Origin of the sequence: Streptomyces sp. NPDC058758, from assembly GCF_042746075.1 — a bacterium.
Classification (GTDB): Bacteria; Actinomycetota; Actinomycetes; order Streptomycetales; family Streptomycetaceae; genus Streptomyces.
On the sequence record NZ_JBHYPS010000001.1, the window covers coordinates 299,638 to 323,413 of the forward strand.

Consider the following 23,776-nt stretch of genomic DNA (forward strand, 5'->3'; position numbering starts at 1 on the left):
GGTCACGGGGTGGGTTCGAAGGTGACCGGCAGGCGGGCGGGCTCGCTGCCGGTGGGTGCCACGTGGAGGGTCTTGAGCGCGAACTCCATGACCTTCTTGTAGATGGGTCCGCAGATCTGGCCGCCGAAGTAGCTGCCCTTGGTGGGGTTCTGGATGGCGCAGTAGACGGTGACGCGGGGCTGGTCGGCGGGGGCGAAGCCGGCGAAGGAGGCCGTGTAGCCCTTGTAGCGGCCGAGTTCGGGGTCGACGCGGTTGGCGGTGCCGGTCTTGCCTGCGACGCGGTAGCCGGGGATGGCGGCCCTGGTGCCGGTGCCCTCCCGGTCCTCGACGACCGATTCCAGCATCTGGGCGAGGGTCTTGGCGGTCGACTCGCTGACGACCCGGTTCTGCTCGGGCGCGGCGGCGGGGGTGAAGCGGCCGTCGGGGCCCTTGGTGCCGCGGACGAGGGTGGGTTCGATCCGTACGCCTCCGTTGGCGATGGTGGAGTAGACGGAGGCGGCCTGGAGGGCGTTGACGGAGAGGCCCTGGCCGAAGGGGATCGTGTACTGCTGCGAGGTGGACCAGTCCTCGGGCTTGGCGAGGATGCCGGGGGTCTCGCCGGGGAAGCCGAGGCCGGTGGGGCTGCCGATGCCGAAGCGGCGGAGGTAGCCGTCGAGGACGCGGTTGGACTCGGCCTGGTCCTTGCCGAGCTGGCCGGTGGCGAGGATGGTGCCGATGTTGCTGGACTTGGCGAGGACGCCGTTGAGCGTCAGGTACCAGGTCTTGTGGTCGATGTCGTCCTTGAAGAGCCGGTCGCCGCGGTGGAGCCGGTTGGGGACGACGACGTGGGTGTCGGGGGCGGCCTTGCCCTCCTCCAGGACGGCGGCCATCGACATGACCTTGCTGGTGGAGCCGGGTTCGTAGGCGTCCTGGAGGGCGGCGTTGCCCATGGCGGCGGCGTTGGCCGCGGAGAGGTCGTTGGGGTCGAAGCCGGGGGCGTTGGCCATGGCGAGGACCTCGCCGGTGCGGGTGTCCTGGACGATGACGTAGCCGCGGTCGGCCTTCGACTTGCGGACCTGCTCGCTGATGGCCTGCTGGGCGGCCCACTGGATGTCCCGGTCGATGGTGAGCTCGATGTCGGAGCCGGGGACGGCGGGGGTGCCCTGGGAGCCGGCGGTGGGGACCTGCCGGCCGCCGGAGGCGGTGAAGCGGATCTTGCCGTCCCGGCCGGCGAGTTCGGCGTCGAGCATGGACTCGACGCCGCCGGCCCCGCGGCCCTCGGCGTTGACGTAGCCCAGTATCCCGGCGCCGAGTTCCCCGTTGGGGTAGACCCGCTTGGTGCTGGGCTCGCTGAGGACGCCGCCGAGCAGGTTGACGCCGGTGCCGCCGGCCGCCTGGGCCTTCTGCGCGTAGACCTTCTTGAGGTCCTTGATCTGGTTCCAGACCTGCGGGGTCTGCTTGCGGGCGAGCAGGGTGTAGCGGGACTTGGGGGTGCGGAGCTTCTTCGCCAGCTCGGCCGGTTCCCTGCCGAGGACCGGGGCGAGGAGGGCGGCCGCCTGCTCGGGCGCGTCGCGGACCTTGGACTCCTCGGGGGTGAAGAGCTTCGGGTCGGCGGTGATGTCGTAGGCGTCGACGCTGGTGGCCAGGGCGATGCCGTTGCGGTCGGTGATCTCGCCGCGCTCGGCGGAGAGCGTGTACTCCTGGTAGCGGTACGTGGCGGCCTTGGCCGCGTACGCGCTGGCGTCGACCGCCTGGACCTGGAGCAGCCGCACCACGAAGGCCAGCATGACGAGGGTGAGCCCGACGGAGATCAGCCGCAGCCGGGGCTTGGGGCTGCCGAGTGTGATGGTGCGGGGCTTGCGGGCGGGCGGCCGGGGCGCGGGGCGGCGGGCGGCCGGACGCGGTGCGGGACGCGGGGCCCGCGCGCCGGCTCCGGACCGGGCGCCGGATCCGGCGGGAGCGGCGGACCGGGGGCGGGCCGGGCGCGCGGGTCCGGGGACGCGGCGGCGCGGGGGCTCCTGGGAGGGCACTGCTCGGTCACCTGCCGGAGGTCGTGGGGGCGGTCGCGGTCGGGGTGGTTCCGGTGGCGGTCGGCTTCGGGGCGGTGCCCGCGCCGGGGCCGGGCGCGGGCTCCCGCGTACCGGAGGGGGCGGGGTCGGCCGTGCGGCCGGGGGCCCGGCTCGGCGTGCGGGAGGGCTTCGGGGAGGGGGCGACGGTGGGCTCGCCGAGGACCTTGCCGTCGGGGCCGAGGAAGGCGGGGCTGCCGCCGGGGACCATGCCGAGTTCGCGGGCGCGGCGCTCCAGGGCGTCGGGGGCGGCGTTGGCGTCGACGTCGCGCTGGAGGGCCTGCTCCTCGTCGGTGAGTTCGGTGGTGCGGTCCTTGAGTTCGCGCAGCTTGAAGGAGCCCTGGTTGAGGGCGGAGTTCAGCAGCAGCAGGGTGATGAGGCCGCCGCCGAGGAGGAGGACGACGAGCAGGACGAAGGGGGTGCGGGCGGCCGTGCTGGGTCCGGACGGCATCAGCCGTCCGAGCCGCGCGGCCCGGCCTTTGAGCGGCCCCCTCGCCGTGCTCACAGCACGTCCTCCCGGATGCGCTCGACGCCCCGGAGGCGGGCGGGGGCGGCCCGGCGGTTCTCGGCCACCTCCTCCTCGGTGGGGAGTTCGGCGCCGCGGGTGAGGAGCTTGAGGCGGGGCTGGTACTTCTCGGGGACGACCGGGAGGCCGGGCGGGGCGGTGGTGGCCGCGCCGGCCGCGAAGACCTGCTTGACGAGCCGGTCCTCCAGGGAGTGGTACGAGAGGACGGCGACGCGGCCGCCGACGGCGAGGGCCTTCACGGCGGCCGGGATCGCCCGCTCCAGGACGCTCAGTTCGCCGTTGACCTCGATGCGCAGGGCCTGGAAGGTGCGCTTGGCGGGGTTGCCGCCGGTGCGCTTGGCGGCCTGCGGGAGGGCGTCGCGGATGAGCTCGACGAGCCGGGCGCTGTTGGTGAAGGGCTCCTTCTCGCGCTCGCGGACGATGGCGGAGACGATCCGCTTGGCCTGCTTCTCCTCGCCGTAGGCGCGCAGGATGCGGACGAGTTCGCCGGCCGGGTAGGTGTTGAGGACCTCCGCGGCGCTCATGCCGGTCGTCTGGTCCATGCGCATGTCGAGCGGGGCGTCCTGGGCGTAGGCGAAGCCGCGGTCGGCCTCGTCCAGCTGCATGGAGGAGACGCCGAGGTCGAAGAGGACGCCGTCGACCTTGTCGATGCCGAGCCGGTCGAGGACCTCGGGGAGCTCGTCGTAGACCGCGTGGACGAGGGTGGCGCGGTCCCCGTAGGGGGCGAGCCGCTCGCCGGAGAGGCGCAGGGCCTCCTTGTCGCGGTCGAGGGCGACGAGCCGGGCCTCGGGGAAGGTGCGGAGCAGGGCCTCGCTGTGTCCGCCGAGGCCCAGGGTGCAGTCGACGACGACCGCTCCGGGGGCCTGGAGGGCCGGGGCCAACATGTCCAGGCACCGCTGGAGCATCACCGGGACGTGTCGGTCGTTGCTCAACGCACCCTCTCAGAACGGGCACGGCGAGCGGGTAAGGGGGCGAGCCGTGGGTGCCGCCGCGCACACGGGGGAGAAACCGCCGCACATCGCTCGATTGTCTCCGGGAACTCCGCGTCACTCTAGTCCACGGAGGGGGCCGGTCAATCAACCGGCTGGCGCGTCGCGCGGCGCCGGACGCGCGTGCGGACGTTCGGGGCGGTTCACTCGATCGGCGGCGCCCGGTGCGCACTGTGGGCTGCCTCACACCCGGGATCATTGGGGTTCTTTGTCCTCTTCTCACAGCGGGCCCGCCGGGGCGGTGCGCACTACCGTCGGAGCCATGACGACCTCCGCACACCCCTCCCCCGGCCCGTCCGGCGCGATACCCGCCGGCGGCTCGGTCACCGAGCGGCTCGTCGAGGCGAACGCGCGGTACGCCGCCGACTTCGCCGATCCGGGCATGGACGCGCGTCCGGTGCTCCGCGTCGCCGTCGTGGCCTGCATGGACGCCCGGCTCGACCTGCACGCCGCGCTGGGCCTCGAACTCGGCGACTGCCACACCATCCGCAACGCGGGCGGCGTCGTCACCGACGACGTGATCCGCTCCCTCACCATCAGCCAGCGGGCGCTCGGCACCCGGGCCGTGATGCTGGTGCACCACACGGGCTGCGGCCTGGAGTCGCTCACCGAGGACTTCCGGCACGAGCTGGAGGACGAGGTGGGGCAGCGGCCGGCCTGGGCGGTCGAGGCCTTCCGGGACGTGGACCAGGACGTGCGGCAGTCGATGCAGCGGGTCCGCACCTCCCCGTTCCTGCCGCACACCGACGACGTCCGGGGGTTCGTCTTCGACGTCACGACCGGTCTGCTGCGCGAGATCCACCCTGTGGAGAACGGTTCCGGCACCGGTCCGAGCACATCTTCCGCCTCCGCGTAAGACGACAAACCCCGGCATTCCGTCCGCAGTTGTCCACAGGCGAGTGACAGGGCCCGGCCGTCCCCACAAGAATGCTCGGGTGACACCCCCCGTCCATCCCGTCGGGGGCAGGTGTCCGTTTTCCTGCAAGGCCGAGGAGGGCCGGGGTGACGACCTATGACGACCGAGCGAGCCTCACTGATCTGACCACCACCGCGGAGCGCGTCCGCGGCTCGGTGGAGAGCGTGATCGAGGGCAAGCCCGAGGTCGTACGTCTCGCGCTGACCGTGCTGCTCGCCGAGGGCCACCTCCTCATCGAGGACGTGCCCGGCGTCGGCAAGACCATGCTCGCCAAGACGCTCGCGCGGTCCATCGACTGCTCGGTGCGCCGCATCCAGTTCACCCCCGATCTGTTGCCGTCGGACGTCACCGGCGTGTCGATCTTCGACCAGCAGCGGCGGGAGTTCGAGTTCAAGCCGGGCGCGATCTTCGCCCAGATCGTCATCGGCGACGAGATCAACCGGGCCTCGCCCAAGACGCAGTCCGCGCTCCTGGAGTCGATGGAGGAGCGCCAGGTCACCATCGACGGGCACACCTACGAGCTGCCCAGCCCGTTCATGGTCGTGGCCACCCAGAACCCGGTCGAGATGGAGGGCACCTACCCGCTGCCCGAGGCCCAGCGCGACCGCTTCATGGCCCGCGTCTCCATCGGGTACCCGAGCGCCGAGGCCGAGTACCGGATGCTCGACGTGCACGGGGCGGTCAACCCGCTGGACGACCTCCAGCCGGTCGCCCACGCCCACGAGGTCCTCAAGCTGATCGAGGCGGTCCGCGCGGTGCACGTCGCCGACGCCGTGCGCCGGTACGCGGTCGACATCGTCGCCGCCACCCGCAGCCACCCCGACCTGCGGCTCGGCGCCTCCCCCCGCGCCACGCTCCACCTGCTGCGGGCCGCCCGGGCCTCCGCGGCCCTCGCCGGCCGCGAGTACGTGCTGCCCGACGACCTCCAGGCGCTGGCCGTCCCCGTCCTCGCGCACCGGCTGCTGCCCACCGCGCAGGCCCAGCTCGGCCGGCGCAACGCCGAGCAGGTCGTCCTCGACATCCTCCAGCGGACCCCCGTCCCGTCCTCGGCCCCGCCCGCCGGCCCGGTCCACGGCCGGCTGCCCGGGGGCCGGCAGCTGTGATGGCGACCCCCGCCGCACCCGAGGGGCAGCGGGCCGACGACCGCGCCGGCCCCCGGGCCGAGGAGGGCCGGGCGGGCCTGCGGGCCGCCCTCGGCGGCCTCACCACCCGCGGCCGTTCCTTCCTGGCCGCCGGGGCGGCCGCCGCGGTCTGCGCCTACGTGCTCGGCCAGGCCGACCTGCTCCGGGTCGGCCTGCTGCTCGCCAGCCTGCCGCTGATCTGCGCCGTCGTCCTGTACCGCACCCGCTACCGGGTCGCCACCTCCCGCCGGCTCACCCCGCAGCGGGTGGCGGCCGGCACCGAGGCCCGGGTCCAGCTCCGGATGGAGAACGTCTCCAAGCTCCCCACCGGGCTGCTGATGCTCCAGGACCACGTGCCCTACATGCTGGGCCCCCGCCCCCGCTTCGTCCTCGACCGGGTCGAGGCCGGCGGCCGGCGCGAGGTCTCCTACCGGGTCCGCTCCGACCTGCGCGGCCGCTTCCCGCTCGGGCCGCTCCAGCTCCGGCTGAGCGACCCCTTCGGGATGTGCGAGCTGACCCGCTCCTTCCACGCGTACGACACCCTGACCGTCGTCCCGCGCACCACGGCGCTGCCCCCGGTCCGGCTGGGCGGCGAGGCGGCCGGGTACGGGGAGGGCCGGCAGCGCACCCTGGCCCTCGCCGGCGACGACGACGTCATCCCGCGCGCCTACCGGACCGGCGACGACCTGCGCCGCGTCCACTGGCGCTCCACCGCCCGCTACGGCGAGCTGATGGTCCGCCGCGAGGAGCAGCCCCAGCGCTCGCACTGCACGGTCCTCCTCGACACCCGCCGGGCCGGCTACCAGGGCTCGGGCCCCGACTCGGCCTTCGAGTGGGCCGTCTCCGGCGCCGCCTCCGTCCTCACCCACATGCTGGAGCGGGGCTACGCGGTCCGGCTGCTCACCGACACCGGCACCGCCGTCCCCGGCGAGGGCTCCGAGGGCTACGCGGGCGCGTCCACCGGCGACTCCGCGGAGACGGCCGGGCTGTTGATGGACACCCTCGCGATCGTCGACCACTCGGACGGCGCCGGGCTCTCCCGCGCCTCCGACGTGCTGCGGGCCGGGAGCGAGGGGCTGCTCGTCGCCTTCCTCGGCGACCTCGACGAGGAGCAGGCCGCCCTGGCCGGCCGGATGCGCGGCCGGGCCGGCGCGGCCGTCGCCTTCGTCCTGGACTCCGGCACCTGGCTCACCGGCGGCGCCGTCGCCGGGGCCGTCGAGGCCCGGGTGCGGGAGCTGCGCGAGGCGGGCTGGACGGTCGTCTCCGTACCGCCCGGGGCCCGCATGGCCGACCTCTGGCAGCAGGCCGCCGGGGAGCTGCGCGACACCGCCGCCGCAGACAGCTACGGAGGATGGGCATGAGCGGGCTCACCCGCCTGACACTGGCCGCCTGGGCGGCCTCCCTGATGGCCGCCGGGGCGCTGCTGCCGCTGGTCAAGCCGGCCACCTGGATCTTCACCGCGGCCTTCCTGCTCGCCCTGCAGAGCGCCGCCGGCATGCTGTGCCGGCGGGTGCCGCTGGCCCGGCCGCTGACGGTCGGCGCCCAGCTGCTGGTCGGCGTGGTCGCGCTGACCGCGGTCTTCGCCCGGGAGCAGGCCTTCCTCGGCTTCCTGCCCGGACCGCTCGCGGTCCAGCGGGTGGCGGAGCTGTTCCGGCTCGGCGCCGAGGACGTCGGCACCTACGCGATCCCCGCCCCGGACACCGAGGGCATCCGGCTCCTGCTGGTCGCGGGCGTGCTGGCGATCGGGCTGCTGGTGGACGTGCTGGCGGTCACCTTCCGCCGCGCCGCCCCGGCCGGCCTGCCGCTGCTCGCGCTGTACTCGGTGGCCGCCGGGCTCTCCGGGGGCGGCGCGGGCCGGCTCTGGTTCCTGCTCGCCGCCACCGGCTACCTCCTGCTGCTCCTCGCCGAGGGCCGCGACCGGCTCTCGGCGTGGGGGCGGGTCTTCGGCGGCGCCCAGCGCTCCGGCCGGCCCGGCTCGGCCGCGGGCGGCGGGGGGAGCGCCTTCGCCCCGGTCCGCACCGGCCGCCGGATCGGCGCCGTCGCGATGGGCACCGCCCTGGTGGTGCCGCTCGTCCTGCCGGGCTTCTCCGGCGGGCTGCTGGGCAGCGGCGGCGGCGCGGGCCCCGGTGGGGGCGGCGGAGGCGGCGGCACCATCGCCGCGGTGAACCCGCTGGTCTCCCTCCAGGACAACCTGCGCCAGCCGGAGGACTTCGAGGTCCTGCGCTACCGGACCAACGCCCTGGACAACAGCGGGCTGTACCTGCGGCTCGTCGCCCTCGACCAGTTCGACGGCACCTCGTGGAAGTCCTCGGTCCGCCCGATCGAGGCGGTGCCGAAGGGGCTGCCGTGGCCCGACGGCCTCGCGCAGTCCGTCCGCACCTCCGAGGTGACCAGCAACTTCGTCGCCTCGGAGGGGTACGACCAGAAGTGGCTGCCGATGCCGTTCCCGGCCGCCCGGGTCGACATCGAGGGCCGCTGGCGGTTCGAGCCGGCCGGCCGGATGCTCGTCGGCGACGACAAGCAGACGACCAAGGGCGTCCGCTACCAGGTGACCAGCCTCGACGTGCGGCCCACGAGCGAGCAGCTCGCCCAGGCGGGCCCGGCGCCGGAGCAGTTGCTGCGCGAGTACACCAAGGTGCCCGGGAGCCTTCCCGCCGACGTGAGGTCGACGGCCCTGGAGGTCACCAAGGGCGCGTCGAACGACTACGAGCGGGCGGTCCTGCTGCAGGACTGGTTCGCCGAGGACGGCGGCTTCCGGTACGACGTCGACGTGACGTCCGGGACGGGCACGGAGGCGATCTCCCGCTTCCTGAGGGACAAGGAGGGGTTCTGCATCCACTTCTCCTTCTCGATGGCGGCGATGGCCCGCACGCTGGGCATCCCGGCGCGGGTGGCGGTCGGCTTCATGCCGGGCACCACGCAGTCCGACGGCTCGGTGTCGGTCGGCATCCGGGACGCCCACGCCTGGCCGGAGCTGTACTTCGAGGGCGCCGGCTGGACCCGTTTCGAGCCCACGCCGTCGCGCGGCTCCACCCCGGCGTACACCCGGCAGGCCTCCCCCACCGCCGGCCCGACCGGTCCGGCGCAGCCCTCCGCGACGTCCTCGGCGCAGCCCTCGGCGGCGCCGAGCGCCTCGGAGAGCTGCCCGCCGGAGATGCGGCGCCTCGGCGAGTGCGGCCCGAACCCGGCGGCGGCGGACGACACGGCCTCCGGCGGCGGTACGGACCTGGCGAAGGTGGCCGGCTGGACGCTGGCGGTGCTGCTGGTCCTGGCGCTGCCCCTCGTCCCGCTCCTCTGGCGGACCCGGGTGCGGGCCAAGCGGCTCGCGCCCTCGGGCGGCGCGCTGGCGGTGTGGCGGGAGATCGGCGACACGGCCTGGGACTACGGCCTCGAACCCGACGAGGCGCAGACGCCCCGCAGGACCGCGGAGCGGATCGTCCGGGCGGGTGAGCTGTCCGGGGAGGCGGCGGAGGCCGTGCACCGGGTGGCGGGCGCGGTCGAGGAGACCCTCTACGCGCCGTCGCCGCGGCCGGTGGAGGGGCTCGCGCGGGACGCGAAGCGGGTACGGGCCGGGTTCCACGCGCGGGCCTCGCGCACGGTCCGTCTCCGTGCCCTCCTGGCTCCCCGTTCCGCGGCCCGTCTCCACTGGTCGGCCTCCACCCGCTGGACCGCCCTGAAGGCCCGCGCCCCGCGCCTGCGCACCTGAGGCTCCGGCGCGGACCGCGCTCCGCCGGCCCCGCGGGAACACGTCCCGCGGGGCCGGCGGAGCGCTTTCGGCGGGCGGGGCGTGGGGATGCTCAGGAGGCCGCGGGAGATCGCGGGGGTTCGCAGGAGGTCGCGGGGCCGCAAGGGCCACGGGAAAAGACTGCGCCCCGCCGGGCTCGGGGCCGGCGGGGCGGGGTCACGGGGGTGCGGGGTCTCCGCTCAGCGGGGCGTCAGTGGCCGCCGCCCTGCTGCTCGTCGCGGCGTCGCTGCCACCGCGTCTCGATCCGGTCCATCATGGAGCGTCGCGCCTGCCCGCCACCACGGCGGCCCCTGGCCGCCTGCTGCGGCTGCTCGCCCGGCTTCGGCGCCTTGCGCCAGCCGGTGACCGCCAGGACCGCGCAGCCCAGCATGACGAGGAATCCCACCACGCTGATCCAGATCTGCTGTGCGACCATTCCGGCCATGAGGAGCGCGATACCCACCAGGAAGCCGGCGACTGCCTGATACACCCGACGCCGGGTGTACGTGCGCAGCCCGCTTCCCTCGAGCGCTGTCGCGAACTTGGGGTCTTCGGCGTACAGCGCTCGCTCCATCTGCTCGAGCATGCGCTGCTCGTGCTCCGAGAGCGGCACGGAGTCCTCCTAGTCGTCGGTCGCGGGGGCGACCGGTTTGCGGCCCTTTCAGGATAGGCAGGGAATCGCCCCCGTGAAACCCGCCCTCACTACCGATCAGCCAATCCGGGCCGCCATGCGGTTCGGATGGTGAGGCGTTGATTCCCCAGCCGTCCGCCCGTCATGCCGGATGGTTTCCCTCGATCATACGGCGCGAAGCCGCATATGGGGCGGCCTGTGGCAGAGCCGGGCCCGCACCTCCGAACGGGTGGCGCGGCCCCGGAGTTCCAGCGGATCAGGCGGACTTCTCGGCGAGCACGTGGAGCTGGGTGGCGATGGCGTGGAAGGCGGCCAGTTCGGCGGCGGCCGCCTCCAGCTTCAGCAGGGCCTCGGCGGCTCCGGGCTCGGTGTCGACGAGGACGCCGGGCACCAGGTCGGCGAAGATCCGCACGCCGTGGACGGCGGCCACGGAGAGCCCGGCCTCCTCGGCCAGCCCGGTGAGCTGCTCGGCGGTGAAGCGCCGGGGCACGGGGTCGCCGGCGCCCCAGCGGCCGTCGGGGTCGCCGAGCGCGGTCCGGGCCTCGGTGAAGTGTCCGGCGAGGGCGCGGGCGAGCACCGCGCCGCCGAGTCCGGCGCCGAGGAGGCTGAGCGCGCCGCCGGGGCGGAGCGCGGCCACCGTGTTCCGCACGCCCTCGGCGGGGTCGTCGACGTACTCCAGGACGCCGTGGCAGAGCACCACGTCGTAGGCGCCGCGCTCGGCCACGTCGAAGAGGCCGCGGACGTCGCCCTGGACGCCGGTCACCAGGTCGGCGACCCCGGCCTCCGCGGCACGGCGCTCCAGGGCGAAGAGCGCGTTGGGGCTGGGGTCGACGACGGTGACGCGGTGACCGAGGCGGGCCACCGGGACCGCGAAGTTGCCGGAGCCGCCGCCGGTGTCGAGGACGTCCAGGGCGGCCTTCCCGGCGCTCCCGACCCGGCGGTCGAGGGCGTCCTTGAGGACGTCCCAGACGACGGCGGTGCGCAGGGAGGCGCGCGACGGGCGCGACGACGCCTCACGGCCGAAGACAGCGGATGGGTCCGGCACGGCTCTTGGCTCCTTCGTGACGGGTACGGACCTCCCCACCCTATGGCCTCCGGGGTGCCGTGCCGATCATCCGGCGACGTCGTCCGCCGGGGGCTGCCGGGGCAGCACCGGCTGGAGCGCGAGGAGCCGCTCGACCAGGCGCAGGAAGTGGGCGGCGTCCCTGACCAGGTCGTCGGCCTCGCGCGGGGTCGCGGCCGCGGCGACCCCGGCCTCGGCGAGGGCCCGGCGCGGGGCCCCGGAGGCGAAGAGGACGCTCCATTCGGTCAGCTCGGGCGCGAGCTGCGGCAGCAGCTCCCAGGCGCTCCTTATGGCCTGGCGCCGGCGGGTCGGGGGCACGGGGCGGGCGCGGGCGGCGAGGACGGCGGCCGCGGCGCGCAGGGCGGCGAGGTGCGCGGTGGCGTACCTCTCGTGGGGGCGGTCGAGGGCGGCGGCCTCGTCGAGCCCGGCGTGGGCCTTGGCGAGCAGGTCGAGGGCGGCGGGCGGGGCGGCGCTCCTGCGGGACACGGGGTGGACGTCGGCTGCTGCGAAAGGACTGGCCATGACGAGCCTCCTGTCGTCGGGTGACGGTCTTGTCGCCGTCTGTGTCCATCGTGCAGGCCCCCTCTGACAATCACCCTGACCTGGGGTTTTGCCAGCGAAGCGACTCGCGGGTAACTTTTGCACTGACCAGTCAGTTCAAAAGTGGGGAAGCGGGGGGTGGATCCGTGGGATCCGACGACCTGGCCACACGACCGTCTCCGGAGGACGCCGACGAAGGGGCGGGCACCGGCGGAGAGGCAGGGACCGCCGGAAAGGCCGGCACCGACGGGGAAGCGGGAGCCGGCGGGAAGACCGGCAACGGCGCGGAAGCAGGCGCCGGCGGAGAAGCCGGCCTCGGCCCGGCGGCGCGCGGCGCCGCGCTCGTGGCCGAGGGGCTGGGGCTCAAGGGCCCCCGCGGCTGGGCCTTCCGCGAGGTCTCGTTCCGTGCCGGGGCCGGGTCCCTGGTGGCGCTCGAAGGCCCGTCCGGCAGCGGCCGCACCTGTCTGCTGCTCGCGCTCACCGGGCGGATGAAGACCCACGAGGGCCGCGCCGAGGTCGGCGGGCTGCCGCTGCCGCGCCGGATGGCGGCCGTGCGCCGGGTCGCCGCGCTCGGGCAGGTGCCCGGCGTGAGCGAGCTCGACCCTTCCCTGACGGTGGCCGAGCACCTGCGCGAGCGGGCGCTGCTCCAGCGCCGTTACGACGGTTCGGTCCGCGGCCTGCTGCGCCGCCCCGGCGCCCGGGCCGCCGAGGCCCGGGCCCGGATCGACGAGGCCCTGGCGGCCGCCGGGCTGGACCCGGCCGCCCTGCCGAAGGGCGAGCGGACCTCCGTACGGGACCTGGAGCGCCTGGAGGCGCTGCGGCTGTCGATCGCGCTGGCCCTCATCGGCCGGCCCCGGCTGCTCGGCGTGGACGACACGGACCTGAAGCTGTCGGACGCCGACCGGGCCGAGGCCTGGGCGCTGCTGCGCGCGGTGGCCGACGCCGGCACCACCGTCCTCGCCGTCTGCAGCGAGGCCCCGGCCGGCGCCCTGCGGATCACCACGGTGGCCCCGGCCGCGGGGACCACCGCCGAAGACGACACCACCGAGGAGGGGGCGGACGATGCGCTCGCCGAAACTGGCCGCGCTTGAGCTGAGGCGCTTCGGCAGGGGGAAGCTGCCGCGCGCCGCGCTCGTCGCGGTCCTGCTGCTGCCGCTGCTGTACGGCGCCCTGTACCTGTACTCGTTCTGGGACCCGTACAGCAGGCTCGACCGGCTGCCCGTGGCCCTCGTCGACGAGGACCGCGGCGCCACCGTCGACGGCAGGCGGATCACCGCCGGGGCGGACCTCACCGAGGGGCTGCTGGACAGCAGGACCTTCGAGTGGCACCGGGTCGGCGACGCCGAGGCGCGCAAGGGCGTCGAGGACGGCACGTACTACCTGTCCCTGACCGTGCCCGCCGACTTCAGCGAGCGGATCGCCTCCAGCTCCGGGGACTCCCCCGAGACCGGCGCCCTGAAGGTCCGGACGAACGACTCCAACAACTACATCGTCGGCCAGATCTCGCGGACGGTCTTCTCCGAGGTGCGCACCGCCGCCTCCACCAAGTCCTCCCGGACCTTCCTCGACAGGATCTTCATCTCCTTCTCCGACATCCACGAGGCCACCGCCGAGGCCGCCAAGGGCGCGGCCGACCTCAAGAAGGGCGTGGACAAGGCCAAGAAGGGGTCCAAGGACCTCTCCGACGGACTGAGCGACGCCAAGACCGGCAGCAGCGACCTGGCCTCCGGCCTGAAGAAGCTGGACAAGGGCTCCAAGGACGTCCAGACCGGCACGCGCAAGGTCGCGAACGGCACCCAGGCGCTCGCCGACAAGGTCAACGGCACCGCGGACAAGGTCCGCCCCTACCTGGCGAACAACGGCAAGTCGATCCGCGACACCGCCAAGCTGGTCTCCGACTCGGCCACCCTCGCCCGCAACGACCTGGAGGACCTGGTGCGCCGCGCCCCGCTGCTGCGCACCGCCGCCCACAAGGCGGACGACACGCTCGCCCGGCTGCACCGCGAGTCCTGCGCGAAGCCCGGCGCCGCCGCGCCGGTCGAGCTGCCGGAGGGCGTGACCCTGCCCGAGGGCGTCGCGCTCCCCGATCCCGAGGAGGTGTGCGCGGCCCTCAAGGAGGCATCGACCACCGCCGGGGACGTCGCCACCGTCGCGGACGACGTGCACGAGCTGACCAAGGACAGCAAGGGCGACCTGAAGACGCTGGACACGCGGCTGAAGAAGCTCAAGAAGGAGGCCGACGAGCTGGCCGCCCGCGCCCCGCACCTGGACGAGGACGTCGAGGGCGCCATCCGGAGGATCAACGAGCTCAACACGGGCGCGAAGAAGGTCGCCGACGGCGCCGAGCAGCTGCACACCGGCATCACGGGCGCCCGCGCCGGCTCGGTCAGCCTGGACAGCGGCGTCGGCAAGCTCAAGAAGGGCGCCGGCGACCTCGACGGCGGCCTGTTCAAGCTGGCCGACGGCTCCGGCTCGCTCGCCACCGGCCTCAAGGACGGCGTCGACAAGATCCCGGACTACGACAAGGACGAGCGCGACCGGCGCACCGAGGTCATGGCCGACCCGGTGAAGCTGGCCGCCCAGACGCTCCACAAGGCGCCGAACTACGGCACGGGCTTCGCCCCGTACTTCATCCCGCTCTCCCTCTGGGTCGGCGCGATGGTCGCCTACATGATCATCCAGCCGATGAACCGGCGGGCCCTCGCCGCGGGCGCCTCCGCGTGGCGGATCGCGCTGGCCGGCTGGTTCCCGGTGGCGGCGATCGGCGTCCTCCAGGTCGGGGCGCTCCTCTCCGTCCTGCACTGGGGCCTCGGCCTGGAGATGGCCAGGGCGGCCGGCACGGTCGGCTTCCTCGCGCTCGTGACCTGCTGCTTCGCCGCGATCATCCAGTGGCTCAACGCCCGCTTCGGCGCGGCCGGCCGGATCCTGGTGCTCGCGCTGCTCATGGTCCAGCTGACCTCGGCGGGCGGCACCTACCCGGTGCAGACCAGCCCGGGCTTCTTCAACGCCGTCCACCCCTTCCTGCCGATGACCCACGTGGTGGACGCGCTCCGCCGGCTCATCAGCGGCGGCGGGCTCGGGCCGGTCTGGGAGGCCGTCGCCGTCCTCACCGCCTACACCCTGGGCGCGCTCGCCCTGACCGCGGTCTCCGCGCGGCGCAAGCAGGTGTGGACGCTGGACCGGCTGCACCCGGAACTGTCCCTCTGACCCGCACCGCCTCTGTGAGAATCGATCCCATGGACAGCAGCAGCACCCGCCGCCGGGCCACCCGCGCCAAGCTCTACGAGGCGGCCGTCACCCTCATCGCCGAGCAGGGGTTCTCGGCCACGACGGTCGACGAGATCGCCGAGCGGGCCGGGGTGGCCAAGGGCACGGTCTACTACAACTTCAAGAGCAAGACCGAGCTCTTCGAGGAGCTGCTGCGCCACGGCGTCTCCCTCCTCACCGCCTCCCTGCGGACGGCGGCCGAGGAGACGGCGGCGCGGGGCGGCAGCCGGGTGGCCGCGCTGGACGCGATGATCCGCGCCGGCCTCGTCTTCATCGACCGCTACCCGGCCTTCACCCAGCTGTACGTGGCCGAGCTCTGGCGCACCAACCGCGCCTGGAACTCCACGCTCCTGGTGGTGCGCCAGGAGGCCGTCGCCGTCGTGGAGGGCGTGCTGCGCGAGGGCGTCGAGGCGGGCGAGCTGAGCGGGGAGATCGACGTCCAGCTGACGGCGGCGGCCCTGGTCGGCATGGTGCTTGTCGCCGCCCTGGACTGGAAGGCCTTCCAGAGCGAGCGCTCCCTCGACGACGTGCACGCGGCGCTGTCGCTGCTGCTGCACGGCCGGGTGGGCGGACGCGGCTGATCCGGGACCCGGGCCGCAGGCCGCAGGCCGCAACGAGAAGCGCCGGTCCGACGAGGCTCGATCCCCCCGAGCCACGCCGGACCGGCGCTTCCTTCGTACACCCCCGTGCACGTCCCCCGTGCCGGCAGGCGCGCGGCCCCGTTCCGCCGCCCCGTGTCGGCGGTCCGGAGCCGCGCCCCTTCCGTGGGCTCCACTCTCTCCTCCCGGCGGCCCCTCCCCCATCCGCGCGGGTACTCATCTCGGCCCCTGAGTACGCGTACTCAGTCGTGACGGACGGGCGCCGCCTCGTTACGATCACGAGCGTGTCCGTACTCCCCCTGGTCTTCACGAGCGGCTGGGCGAGCGGGATCAACGCCTACGCGGTGGTCCTGCTCCTCGGTCTCTTCGGCGCGACCGGGCTCACCGACGAGGTGCCCGAGGCGCTCCAGCGCACGGACGTCCTGATCGTGGCCGGCGTGCTGTTCCTGTGCGAGGCGGTCGCCGACAAGATCCCGTACGTGGACAACCTCTGGGACTCCGTCCACACCGTGATCCGGCCGGTCGCGGGCGCCGTGGTGGCGGCCCTGCTGGCGGGCGAGAGCGGTTCGCTGCCCGAGCTGGCGGCGGGGGCGATCGGCGGGTCGACGGCGCTGATGAGCCATCTGGTCAAGGCGGGGACGCGGATGGCGGTGAACACCTCGCCGGAGCCGTTCTCCAACATCGCGCTGAGCACGGGCGAGGACCTCGCGGTCGCGGGGGTCATCACCTTCGCGATCTTCCATCCGGTGGCGGCGGCGGTGATCGCCGCCGTGCTGCTGGCGCTCGGCGTGTGGCTGCTGGTCTTCCTGGCCTCCCGGATCCGGCGCTTCCTGCGCCGCCGGGCCCAGCGCCGCGAGGAGCGCAGACTGGCCGCGGCGGAGGGCGGCCCACCTGCGGACCGTTCTGTCGGCGGAGGCCGATAAAGTCCCTGGCATGGGACGGATTGCGGTGATCGGCGCGGGTCTCGGCGCCATGGCGGCGGCGGCACGGCTCGCGGTCGCCGGACACACGGTGACGGTGTACGAGCGGACGTCGACGTACGGCGGGGCGGTGGGCCGCTTCGCCCGCGAGGGCTTCGCCTTCGACACCGGCCCCGGGCTGCTGCACCTGCCGGCGGTCTACCGCGACCTGTTCGTGAAGACGGGGAAGAAGCCGCTGGAGGAGTGCGTCGGGCTGAGCCAGGTCGATCCGGCCGCCCGGCACGTCTTCGCCGACGGCACCCGCGTGGACCTGCCGAACGCCTCCCGGGCCGGCACGGTCGCCGCGCTGGACGCGGCGCTCGGCGCGGGCGCGGGCGAGCGCTGGGGCGACTTCCTGACGCGGGCCCGCGAGGCGTGGGACCGCACCCGGCGCCCGCTCCTGGAGGAGCCGCAGCCCGCCGACCCGAAGGCCCTGGCCCAGGAGCCGTACCCGGCCCTCAGGGCGGGCCTGCTGCGCCGTCCGACGCGGACGCTGGCCCAGGTCGGGGAGCGCGAGCTGCGGGACCCCCGGCTGGTCGCCCTCCTGGACTCGTACGCGGAGGCGTACGGCTTCCCGGCGTCCTCCGCGCCGGCGTCCGCCGCCGTGCTGCCGTACATGGAGCAGACCTTCGGCAGCTGGTACGTGGCCGGCGGCATCCGGGCGCTCGCGGTCGCGGTGTACGAGCGCTGCCGGGAGCGGCGGGTGGAGTTCGTCTTCGGCACGGAGGTGACGGAGGTCGTCGAGAAGGACGGCCGGGCGGTGGGCGTCGGGCTGGAGACGGGCGAGGCGGTCGACGCCGACCACGTGGTCTCCGGCATCCCGGTGCCCGCGCTCTACCGGGACCAGCTGGTCGAGTGGGAGGGCAGCGAGGACTGGGCGCGTCACCAGGTGCTGGGCACCAGCAGGGTGACGGTCCACCTGGCGCTGCGGGGGGCCCGTGAGGAGGGGGCCGTGCACCGCACGGTCGTGCATGCCGAGGGCGGCCGGCCGACGGTCACGGTGCTGCGGCCCGACGATCCGGCGCTGCACCCGGAGGGTGCCTACGAGGCGGTGACGGTCACGGCGACCGTACCGGCCTCCGGCGAGTGGGGCGGGGAGCCGTTCGCCGACCGGATGGTCGAGGCGGCCTCGCGGGCGGTGCCGGGGCTGGCCGAGCGGCTGTTGTGGCGGCACGTCCGTGCGCCCGAGGACGTCCGGGCGGCGACCGGGACGGCCGAGGTACCGGGCCCCGCGCTGGCCGGGGCGGGCAACGCCCTGCTGCCCGCAGCGAACCTCTCCCCCGTCCCCGGCCTCTACTTCGCGGGCGGCTGGTCGCACCCGGGCGGCGGCCTCGCCCACGCGGGCATGTCGGGCGCGCTGGTGGCCGGGCTGATCGTGGAGGGCGCGGAGTTCCGCGGCTCGCAGTGAGCCGGTCCGCCCCGTCCGCTCAGTAGCGGTAGGGGGACCGCTCGTCCGGGTGCGGATCGTAGCCGTACTGCCCCGGGGCGTGCGCCTGGGGCGGCTGCTCGTCGGTGTCGCGCTGCTGCGGGACCCAGACGCCGCCGGGCGGGGTGTCGTAGCCATACGAGGGGGCGTGGGGGTCGCCGTAGTACGAGGTGTACTGCTGGCCGTCGGTGCCGGGGCCGATGTACGGGTCGGAGTAGGCGGCGTACTGCTGCGGGGCGCCGGCGGTGCCGTAGTCGTATCCGGGCTGCTGCTCGTAGCCGGCGGCGTAGGTGTCGTAGGCGGGGGCGTCCTGGCCGGTGGGGGCGTAGCCGCCGGTGCCGTAGCCGGTGGTGTCGTAGCCGCCGGTGTCGTGGGCGCCCGTGTCGTAGCCGCCGTACGCGGCGGGCTGCGGGGCCTGGTCGTGCTGCCCGCCGTAGACGCCGTAGCTTCCGGTGTCCTCGGGCAGGGGCTGCGGCTCGTAGACGGAGGCCGGTTCGGCGCCGGCGCGCAGCTCCTCGGCATCGGGGCCGGGGGCGTGGGCCGCGTCGGCGTCCTCGTAGGCGAGGCCGGAGACCTCCAGGGTGGGGCCGGCCTCGGGGGCCGCGCCCGCCCTGCGGCGGCGGCTGGCGCCGGGGCTGCCGCCGATCGCCCAGCCGGTGGAGAAGCCGCGGCGGAAGGAGAGGGTCACGAAGGTCTGGCCGGCGGCGAAGGCGACGGCACCCGCGATGATGACCGCCACCGAGGGCAGCAGCACGCCGGCGACCACGCCGAGGAAGCCGCAGAAGGCGAGGATCCGCCAGCGCAGCCGCGCCTTGTACTGGAGGAGCACTTCGCCCAGCAGCCAGAGCGCCACCAGGCCGAACGCGATGTAGAGGACCGTCCACCCCATGCCCCGCAGCCCCTCTCTACGGCCACCGCCGCGGGTCGGGGCGGGTACGACCGGTCAGGACTGCTGGTGCAGTCCGAGATTCTCGTAGATCTCGAGCGTCGCGGTGGAGCTGTTGAGCGTGATGAAGTGCAGTCCGGGGACACCCTCGGCCAGCAGGCGCGCGCAGAACTCCGTCGCGAACTCGATACCGATGGAGCGTACAGCGGCGGGATCGTCCTTGACCGCGAGGATGCGTTCTTTCACGTCCGCGGGGAAGGCGGCGTTGCTGAGCTGGGGCAGCCGGTCGAGGGTCTTCACGTTCACGACGGGCATGACCTCGGGGATGATCGGGGTCTCGCAGCCGGCCTTCTCGACGCTGTCGCGGAGCCGCAGGTAGTTCTCCGGGTCGAAGAACATCTGGGTCACCGCGTAGTCGGCGCCCGCCCGGCACTTGTCGACGAAGTGCCGGATGTCGGTGTCCCAGTCCGCGGACCGGGGGTGCATCTCGGGGAAGGCGGCGACGCCCACGCAGAAGTCGCCGGACTCCTTGATGAGACGGACCAGGTCGGCGGCGTAGCGGACGCCCTCGGGGTGCTCGACCCAGTCGCCCAGCGGGTCGCCGGGCGGGTCGCCGCGCAGCGCGAGCATGTTGCGGATGCCGGCGTCGGCGTACTGGCCGAGGACGTTGCGCAGCTCGGCGACCGAGTGGTCCACGGCGGTGAGGTGGGCGACCGGGGTGAGGGTGGTGTCCGAGGCGATCTTCTGGGTGGCCTTGACGGTGCCGCCGCGGGTGGAGCCGCCGGCGCCGTAGGTCACGGAGACGAAGCTGGGGCCGACGGCCTCGACGCGGCGCATGGCGTTCCAGAGGACCTGCTCGCCCTTGGCCGTCCGGGGGGCGTAGAACTCGAAGGAGTACGACGTCCCGGAGGCGAGGATCTCGCGCACCGTGCGGGCGCGGTCCGTACGGACGGAAGCGGTTCCAAGGGCCATACCGGCAGGTTAGACGGGGTCCAGGGAAGCGCGGAAACCGCGTCCGAGTACTGGACACCTTTTCGGACACCGGTACGAGACGGAACAGGCCCCTCCGGGCCGGTCGGACCCCTGGCCGGTCAGGCTCCGGCCCGCTCCCGGACGCGCTTGGCGAGAGAGGCGGCGGCCGCGGCCGGGTCGTCGGCCTCGGTGAGCGCGCGGACCACGACGACGCGGCGGGCGCCGGCGTCCAGCACCTCGTCCAGGTTGGTCTCGTCGATGCCGCCGATGGCGAACCAGGGGCGGTCCTGGGCGAGGCCCGCCGCGTACCGCACCAGGCCGAGGCCGGGGGCGTACCGGCCGGGCTTGGTGGGGGTGGGCCAGCAGGGGCCGGTGCAGAAGTAGTCGACGCCGGGCTCGGCGGCGGCCGCGGCCACCTCGGCCTCGGCGTGGCAGGAGCGGCCGATCAGCACCTCGTCGCCGAGGATCGCGCGGGCGGCGGGGACGGGCAGGTCGCCCTGGCCGAGGTGGAGGACGTCGGAGCCGATGGCGTGGGCGACGTCGGCCCGGTCGTTCACGGCGAGGAGCTTGCCGTGGCGGCGGCAGGCGTCGGCGAGGACGGCGAGGTGCTCCAGCTCCTCGCCGGCCTCCATGCCCTTGTCGCGGAGCTGCACGACGTCCACGCCGGAGGAGAGCACGGCGTCGAGGAAGGCGGGCAGGTCGCCCTGGCGCTTCCGGGCGTCGGTGCACAGGTAGAGCCGGGCGTCGGCGAGCCGCTCGCGAGGCGTGGGCATGGTGGGTTCCCCCCGTCGGGTGGCGCCGGTGCCGCGGCGCGGGGCCGCGGCACCGGCGGTGGTGGTCCGGTGGTTCAGAGGGCGAGCGCCTGCGCCCGGCGCTTCACCTCCGTGCCGCGATTCTCGCCGAGGGCCTGCGCGGGGGTGCCGGGCAGGGTCGGGTCCGCGGTGAAGAGCCACTCCAGCATCTCCTCGTCGGAGAAGCCGTCGTCCCGCAGGAGCGTCAGGGTGCCGGCGAGGCCCTTGACGACCTTGTCGTCCTGGATGAAGGCGGCGGGTACCTGGAGGGCGTTGTTCTCGCCGCGGCGCACGGCGATCAGCTGGCCCTCCTTCACCAGCTGCCGCACCCGCGTCACCTCGACGCCGAGCATCTCCGCGATGTCGGGGAGGTAGAGCCAGGCGGGGACGAGAGCATCGATGTTTGCGTCAATCTCGGTCACGGGACAAGCCTGCCATCCGGGACCGGCGGCCGGTAGTCGGGCCCGCCCCGCCCGCCTCCGTACGGGGCGCCGCCGGCCCCCGGACGGGCGGAGCGGCGCTACAGGGCCGCCGACTTCAGCGGGACGGACGGGTCGGCGGCGCGCTCGGGGTCGAGGGGGGTGCCGGCCTCGATGAGCCTGCGCCCCTGGGCGAGGTCGCGGGGGCGGCCGACGGCGAGCAGCGCGACCGGCACCCCGCCGCGCAGCCAGAGCACCGACCAGGAGGCGCCGGACGCGTCGCCGCGCCGCACCAGCGCGTCGGCGCCCGCGTGGTGGCCGGCGTACTGGACGAAGCGGCCGAACTGCTCGGACCAGAAGTACGGGACGGGGTCGTACGGCTCCGGGGCGGTGCCGTCGGCGCCGGTGATGTCGGCGGCGACCGTGCGGGGGCCCTGGAGGGCGTTGTCCCAGTGGTGGACGAGGAGCCGCTCGCCGTAGCGGGCCGAGGGGAAGGAGGCGCAGTCGCCGACCGCGTACACGTCGGGCAGGGAGGTGCGCAGCCGGTCGTCGGCGGTGACGGCGCCGCTCGGGTCGAGGGCGATGCCGGAGCCGGCGAGCCAGTCGGTGGCGGGGCGGGCGCCGATGCCGACGACGACGGCGCCGGCGGGCAGTTCGCGGCCGTCGGCGAGGACGACGGTGCCGGGCCGGACGGTCTCCACGCGCGCGTGGGTGAGGAGTTCGGCGCCGCTCTCGGCGTACCAGCCGGCCATGGCGGTGGTGACCTCGTCGGGCAGGGCGCCGGCCAGCGGGAGGGCGGCGGCCTCGACGACGGTGACGGCGCAGCCGGCCTCGCGGGCGGCGGTGGCGAACTCGGCGCCGATCCAGCCGGCGCCGACCACGACGACGGGGCCGCCGCCGGCCAGGACGGGGCCGAGGCGGACGGCGTCGTCGAGGGTGCGCAGCAGGTGGACGCCGGGGACGCCCTCGGTGCCGGGGAGGGTGAGCGGGTGGGCGCCGGTGGCGAGGACGAGGACGTCGTACGGGAAGCGCCCCTCCTCGGTGACGAGCTCGCGTGCGGCGGGGCGCAGGCCCGTGACGTCGAGGCCGAGGCGGAGGTCGACGCCGAGGGACTCGAAGTCGACGTCGAAGGCGGAGTGCTCGGCCTTGCCGAGGAGGACGGCCTTGGAGAGCGGGGGACGGTCGTAGGGCTGGTGGGGTTCGGCGCCGATGAGGGTGACGGGGCCCTCGAAGCCCTGCTCGCGCAGGGCGACGGCGGTCTGGACGCCCGCCATGCCCGCGCCGACGATCACGACGTGCCGCTGGGTCTGCTTCTGCTCGCTCACCCGTCCACCTTACGCATCTGACGAATCGTCAGGAAGGGAGGTCCCCTGCGGCGCTCCGCCGGCGGGGGCTAGGGTGGCGGGCACACACCACTCGCGGGAGCCCGGACGCACCGGGCTGAGAGGGAGGCTGGCCGGCCTCCGACCGTACGAACCTGATCCGGGTCATGCCGGCGAAGGGAGGGGCGGGAACGCCCATGCGTTCTTCCGAAAGCACCGACACCAGCTCCGACGTCCTCGTGGTCGGCGGCGGCGTCATCGGCCTGGTCACGGCCTGGCGGGCGGCCCTGCGCGGGCTGACCGTCGCGGTCGTCGACCCCGGGCCGGGGGGCGGCGCCGCGCGCGCCGCGGCCGGCATGCTCGCCGCGGTCACCGAACTGCACTACGGCGAGGAGACCCTGCTCGGGCTCAACCTCGCCTCCGCCGCGCGCTACCCGGCCTTCGTCGCCGAGCTGGAGGAGGCCGCCGGCCTCGATGTCGGCTACCGCGACTGCGGCACCCTCGCGGTGGCGCTCGACGCCGACGACCGCGCCCACCTGCGCGAACTGCACGCCCTCCAGGCCCGCTGCGGGCTCGCCTCCACCTGGCTGTCCGGCCGCGAGTGCCGCCGCCTGGAGCCCATGCTGGCGCCCGGGGTGCGCGGCGGGCTCCGGGTGGACGGCGACCACCAGGTCGACCCGCGCCGGCTGGCCGCCGCGCTGCTCACCGCCTGCGAGCGGGCCGGGGTGGTCTTCCACCGGGCCCTCGCGGAGCGGCTCGTGGTGACCGGCGACCGGGCGCGCGGCGTCGTCCTCGGCGACGGCACCGAGCTGTCCGCCGGGCAGACCGTCCTCGCCGCCGGCAGTCTCAGCGGCCGGCTGGCGGGCGTGCCCCCGGCGGTCCTGCCGCCGGTCCGCCCGGTGAAGGGCCAGGTCCTGCGGCTGCGGATCCCCGCCCCGTACGCCCCCTTCCTCTCCCGCACCGTCCGGGCCGTGGTCCGGGGCAGCCACGTCTACCTGGTGCCGCGCGAGAACGGCGAGCTGGTCGTCGGCGCCACCAGCGAGGAGCTGGGCTGGGACACCACGGTGACCGCGGGCGGGGTGTACGAGCTGCTGCGCGACGCCCACGAACTGGTACCCGGCCTCACCGAGCTGCCGCTCACCGAGACCCTGGCCGGGCTGCGCCCCGGCTCCCCCGACAACGCGCCGCTGCTCGGCCCGAGCGCCCTGCCCGGTCTCCACCTGGCCACCGGCCACTACCGCAACGGGATCCTCCTCACCCCCGTCACCGGCGACGTCATGGCGGAGGCGCTGACCACCGGCGCCCTCCCCGACGAGGCGCGCCCCTTCTCCCCCCGCCGTTTCCCCACCGCTCTGCCCGTACGTCAGGAGCAGCCCGCATGAACGTGTCCGTGAACGGCGAGCCGCGCGCGCTCGCCGCCCCCGTCTCCCTGGCCTCCCTGGTCGCCGAGCTCACCGCCGCCCCCGCCGGGGTCGCCGCCGCCGTCAACGAGACGGTGGTGCCGCGCGGCGAGTGGGCGGCGACGCTGCTCGCCGACGGCGACCGGGTCGAGGTGCTGACCGCGGTGCAGGGGGGCTGAG

At 74.8% G+C, this 23,776-nt stretch carries 22 protein-coding genes and 1 riboswitch; of the genes, 11 read left to right on the top strand and 11 right to left on the bottom strand.

Features of this window, described 5'->3' with window-relative positions; genetic code table 11:
* Positions 1-2: 2 nt before the first annotated feature.
* From ACFW6A_RS01375 to rsmH, 3 genes are read right to left on the bottom strand one after another with little or no spacing between them, the layout of a single operon-like run.
* Entirely contained in the window at positions 3-2,009 is a 2,007-nt protein-coding gene (locus ACFW6A_RS01375; RefSeq protein WP_351841020.1) for a penicillin-binding protein 2, read from the bottom strand.
* A 7-nt stretch (positions 2,010-2,016) separates the two neighbouring features.
* Positions 2,017-2,550: a septum formation initiator gene (locus ACFW6A_RS01380; protein ID WP_351841018.1), complete on the bottom strand. Its 534-nt coding sequence runs from the start codon at positions 2,548-2,550 to the stop codon at positions 2,017-2,019.
* Positions 2,547-3,503, bottom strand: a complete 957-nt coding sequence (rsmH, locus tag ACFW6A_RS01385; protein WP_351841016.1) for a 16S rRNA (cytosine(1402)-N(4))-methyltransferase RsmH — start codon at positions 3,501-3,503, stop codon at positions 2,547-2,549. Before rsmH ends, ACFW6A_RS01380 begins: the two co-directional genes overlap by 4 nt.
* A 319-nt stretch (positions 3,504-3,822) precedes the next feature.
* Here rsmH and ACFW6A_RS01390 point away from each other — a divergent pair, with 319 nt between their 5' ends.
* From ACFW6A_RS01390 to ACFW6A_RS01405, 4 genes are all read left to right on the top strand, one after another.
* Positions 3,823-4,416, top strand: coding sequence for a carbonic anhydrase (locus ACFW6A_RS01390; RefSeq protein ID WP_351841014.1), 594 nt, complete (start codon positions 3,823-3,825; stop codon positions 4,414-4,416).
* A gap of 146 nt (positions 4,417-4,562) precedes the next feature.
* Positions 4,563-5,579 carry a MoxR family ATPase gene (locus ACFW6A_RS01395; RefSeq protein WP_351841012.1) on the top strand — a complete coding sequence of 339 codons (1,017 nt, stop codon included), beginning with the start codon at positions 4,563-4,565 and terminating at the stop codon, positions 5,577-5,579.
* Positions 5,579-6,958, top strand: a complete 1,380-nt coding sequence (locus ACFW6A_RS01400; RefSeq protein ID WP_351841010.1) for a DUF58 domain-containing protein — start codon at positions 5,579-5,581, stop codon at positions 6,956-6,958. Before ACFW6A_RS01395 ends, ACFW6A_RS01400 begins: the two co-directional genes overlap by 1 nt.
* Positions 6,955-9,303: a DUF3488 and transglutaminase-like domain-containing protein gene (locus tag ACFW6A_RS01405; protein ID WP_351841008.1), complete on the top strand. Its 2,349-nt coding sequence runs from the start codon at positions 6,955-6,957 to the stop codon at positions 9,301-9,303. Before ACFW6A_RS01400 ends, ACFW6A_RS01405 begins: the two co-directional genes overlap by 4 nt.
* Positions 9,304-9,532: 229 nt before the next feature.
* Here ACFW6A_RS01405 and ACFW6A_RS01410 read toward each other — a convergent pair whose 3' ends face one another.
* The 3 genes from ACFW6A_RS01410 to ACFW6A_RS01420 form a co-directional block, all read right to left on the bottom strand.
* Entirely contained in the window at positions 9,533-9,934 is a 402-nt protein-coding gene (locus tag ACFW6A_RS01410) for a DUF3040 domain-containing protein (RefSeq protein WP_351841006.1), read from the bottom strand.
* A gap of 274 nt (positions 9,935-10,208) precedes the next feature.
* Positions 10,209-10,997, bottom strand: coding sequence for a methyltransferase (locus tag ACFW6A_RS01415; protein WP_351841004.1), 789 nt, complete (start codon positions 10,995-10,997; stop codon positions 10,209-10,211).
* Between the two features lie 66 nt (positions 10,998-11,063).
* Positions 11,064-11,537 (bottom strand): SAV_6107 family HEPN domain-containing protein, encoded by a 474-nt coding sequence (locus tag ACFW6A_RS01420; RefSeq protein WP_351841002.1) that lies wholly within the window; start codon positions 11,535-11,537, stop codon positions 11,064-11,066.
* A 362-nt stretch (positions 11,538-11,899) separates the two neighbouring features.
* Between ACFW6A_RS01420 and ACFW6A_RS01425 the strand changes: the two genes are divergently transcribed.
* The 5 genes from ACFW6A_RS01425 to ACFW6A_RS01445 all read left to right on the top strand — a co-directional run bounded on the left by ACFW6A_RS01425 (position 11,900) and on the right by ACFW6A_RS01445 (position 17,788).
* On the top strand, positions 11,900-12,646 hold the full coding sequence (locus tag ACFW6A_RS01425) for an ATP-binding cassette domain-containing protein (RefSeq protein WP_351841200.1): 747 nt from the start codon (positions 11,900-11,902) through the stop codon (positions 12,644-12,646).
* A complete protein-coding gene (locus tag ACFW6A_RS01430; RefSeq protein ID WP_351841000.1) occupies positions 12,618-14,762 on the top strand; it encodes a YhgE/Pip domain-containing protein in 2,145 nt (714 codons plus the stop codon). The genes ACFW6A_RS01425 and ACFW6A_RS01430 overlap by 29 nt, the downstream gene beginning before the upstream one ends.
* A 29-nt stretch (positions 14,763-14,791) precedes the next feature.
* Entirely contained in the window at positions 14,792-15,403 is a 612-nt protein-coding gene (locus tag ACFW6A_RS01435) for a TetR/AcrR family transcriptional regulator (protein ID WP_351840998.1), read from the top strand.
* A gap of 302 nt (positions 15,404-15,705) precedes the next feature.
* Entirely contained in the window at positions 15,706-16,344 is a 639-nt protein-coding gene (locus ACFW6A_RS01440; protein WP_351840996.1) for a DUF4126 domain-containing protein, read from the top strand.
* Positions 16,345-16,354: 10 nt separating this feature from the next.
* The gene (locus tag ACFW6A_RS01445) at positions 16,355-17,788 is read left to right on the top strand and encodes an NAD(P)/FAD-dependent oxidoreductase (RefSeq protein ID WP_351840994.1); all 1,434 of its coding nucleotides are present in this window, start codon (positions 16,355-16,357) and stop codon (positions 17,786-17,788) included.
* Between the two features lie 19 nt (positions 17,789-17,807).
* Here the strand turns inward: ACFW6A_RS01445 and ACFW6A_RS01450 are convergent, their stop codons facing one another.
* The 5 genes from ACFW6A_RS01450 to ACFW6A_RS01470 form a co-directional block, all read right to left on the bottom strand.
* Positions 17,808-18,695, bottom strand: a complete 888-nt coding sequence (locus tag ACFW6A_RS01450) for a hypothetical protein (protein WP_351840992.1) — start codon at positions 18,693-18,695, stop codon at positions 17,808-17,810.
* Between the two features lie 54 nt (positions 18,696-18,749).
* Entirely contained in the window at positions 18,750-19,664 is a 915-nt protein-coding gene (gene metF / locus ACFW6A_RS01455) for a methylenetetrahydrofolate reductase [NAD(P)H] (protein ID WP_351840990.1), read from the bottom strand.
* 119 nt (positions 19,665-19,783) lie between these two features.
* Positions 19,784-20,437 (bottom strand): thiamine phosphate synthase, encoded by a 654-nt coding sequence (gene thiE, locus ACFW6A_RS01460; protein ID WP_351840988.1) that lies wholly within the window; start codon positions 20,435-20,437, stop codon positions 19,784-19,786.
* 74 nt (positions 20,438-20,511) lie between these two features.
* Positions 20,512-20,877, bottom strand: a complete 366-nt coding sequence (locus ACFW6A_RS01465; RefSeq protein ID WP_351840986.1) for an Rv2175c family DNA-binding protein — start codon at positions 20,875-20,877, stop codon at positions 20,512-20,514.
* Positions 20,878-20,975: 98 nt separating this feature from the next.
* Positions 20,976-22,199: an FAD-dependent oxidoreductase gene (locus tag ACFW6A_RS01470; protein ID WP_351840984.1), complete on the bottom strand. Its 1,224-nt coding sequence runs from the start codon at positions 22,197-22,199 to the stop codon at positions 20,976-20,978.
* A gap of 83 nt (positions 22,200-22,282) precedes the next feature.
* Positions 22,283-22,396: riboswitch (TPP riboswitch) on the top strand.
* On the opposite strand from ACFW6A_RS01470, the gene thiO reads away from it, so the two are divergent.
* Together thiO and thiS are read left to right on the top strand one after the other, a co-directional pair.
* Positions 22,394-23,578: a glycine oxidase ThiO gene (thiO, locus tag ACFW6A_RS01475; protein ID WP_351840982.1), complete on the top strand. Its 1,185-nt coding sequence runs from the start codon at positions 22,394-22,396 to the stop codon at positions 23,576-23,578. It overlaps the preceding riboswitch by 3 nt.
* The gene (gene thiS, locus ACFW6A_RS01480; RefSeq protein ID WP_043223059.1) at positions 23,575-23,775 is read left to right on the top strand and encodes a sulfur carrier protein ThiS; all 201 of its coding nucleotides are present in this window, start codon (positions 23,575-23,577) and stop codon (positions 23,773-23,775) included. The genes thiO and thiS overlap by 4 nt, the downstream gene beginning before the upstream one ends.
* The last annotated feature ends 1 nt before the right edge of the window (position 23,776 follow it).

What these genes read in the sequence shown, in the direction of transcription:
- ACFW6A_RS01430 (WP_351841000.1), top strand. Translation starts at nt 12,618, where the DNA reads ATGCGCTCGCCGAAACTGGCCGCGCTTGAGCTGAGGCGCTTCGGCAGG.
- thiO (WP_351840982.1), top strand. Translation starts at nt 22,394, where the DNA reads ATGCGTTCTTCCGAAAGCACCGACACCAGCTCCGACGTCCTCGTGGTC.
- metF (WP_351840990.1), bottom strand. Translation starts at nt 19,664, where the DNA reads ATGGCCCTTGGAACCGCTTCCGTCCGTACGGACCGCGCCCGCACGGTG.
- thiE (WP_351840988.1), bottom strand. Translation starts at nt 20,437, where the DNA reads ATGCCCACGCCTCGCGAGCGGCTCGCCGACGCCCGGCTCTACCTGTGC.
- ACFW6A_RS01400 (WP_351841010.1), top strand. Translation starts at nt 5,579, where the DNA reads ATGGCGACCCCCGCCGCACCCGAGGGGCAGCGGGCCGACGACCGCGCC.
- ACFW6A_RS01445 (WP_351840994.1), top strand. Translation starts at nt 16,355, where the DNA reads ATGGGACGGATTGCGGTGATCGGCGCGGGTCTCGGCGCCATGGCGGCG.
- ACFW6A_RS01390 (WP_351841014.1), top strand. Translation starts at nt 3,823, where the DNA reads ATGACGACCTCCGCACACCCCTCCCCCGGCCCGTCCGGCGCGATACCC.
- ACFW6A_RS01450 (WP_351840992.1), bottom strand. Translation starts at nt 18,695, where the DNA reads ATGGGGTGGACGGTCCTCTACATCGCGTTCGGCCTGGTGGCGCTCTGG.
- ACFW6A_RS01405 (WP_351841008.1), top strand. Translation starts at nt 6,955, where the DNA reads ATGAGCGGGCTCACCCGCCTGACACTGGCCGCCTGGGCGGCCTCCCTG.
- thiS (WP_043223059.1), top strand. Translation starts at nt 23,575, where the DNA reads ATGAACGTGTCCGTGAACGGCGAGCCGCGCGCGCTCGCCGCCCCCGTC.
- ACFW6A_RS01435 (WP_351840998.1), top strand. Translation starts at nt 14,792, where the DNA reads ATGGACAGCAGCAGCACCCGCCGCCGGGCCACCCGCGCCAAGCTCTAC.
- ACFW6A_RS01420 (WP_351841002.1), bottom strand. Translation starts at nt 11,537, where the DNA reads ATGGCCAGTCCTTTCGCAGCAGCCGACGTCCACCCCGTGTCCCGCAGG.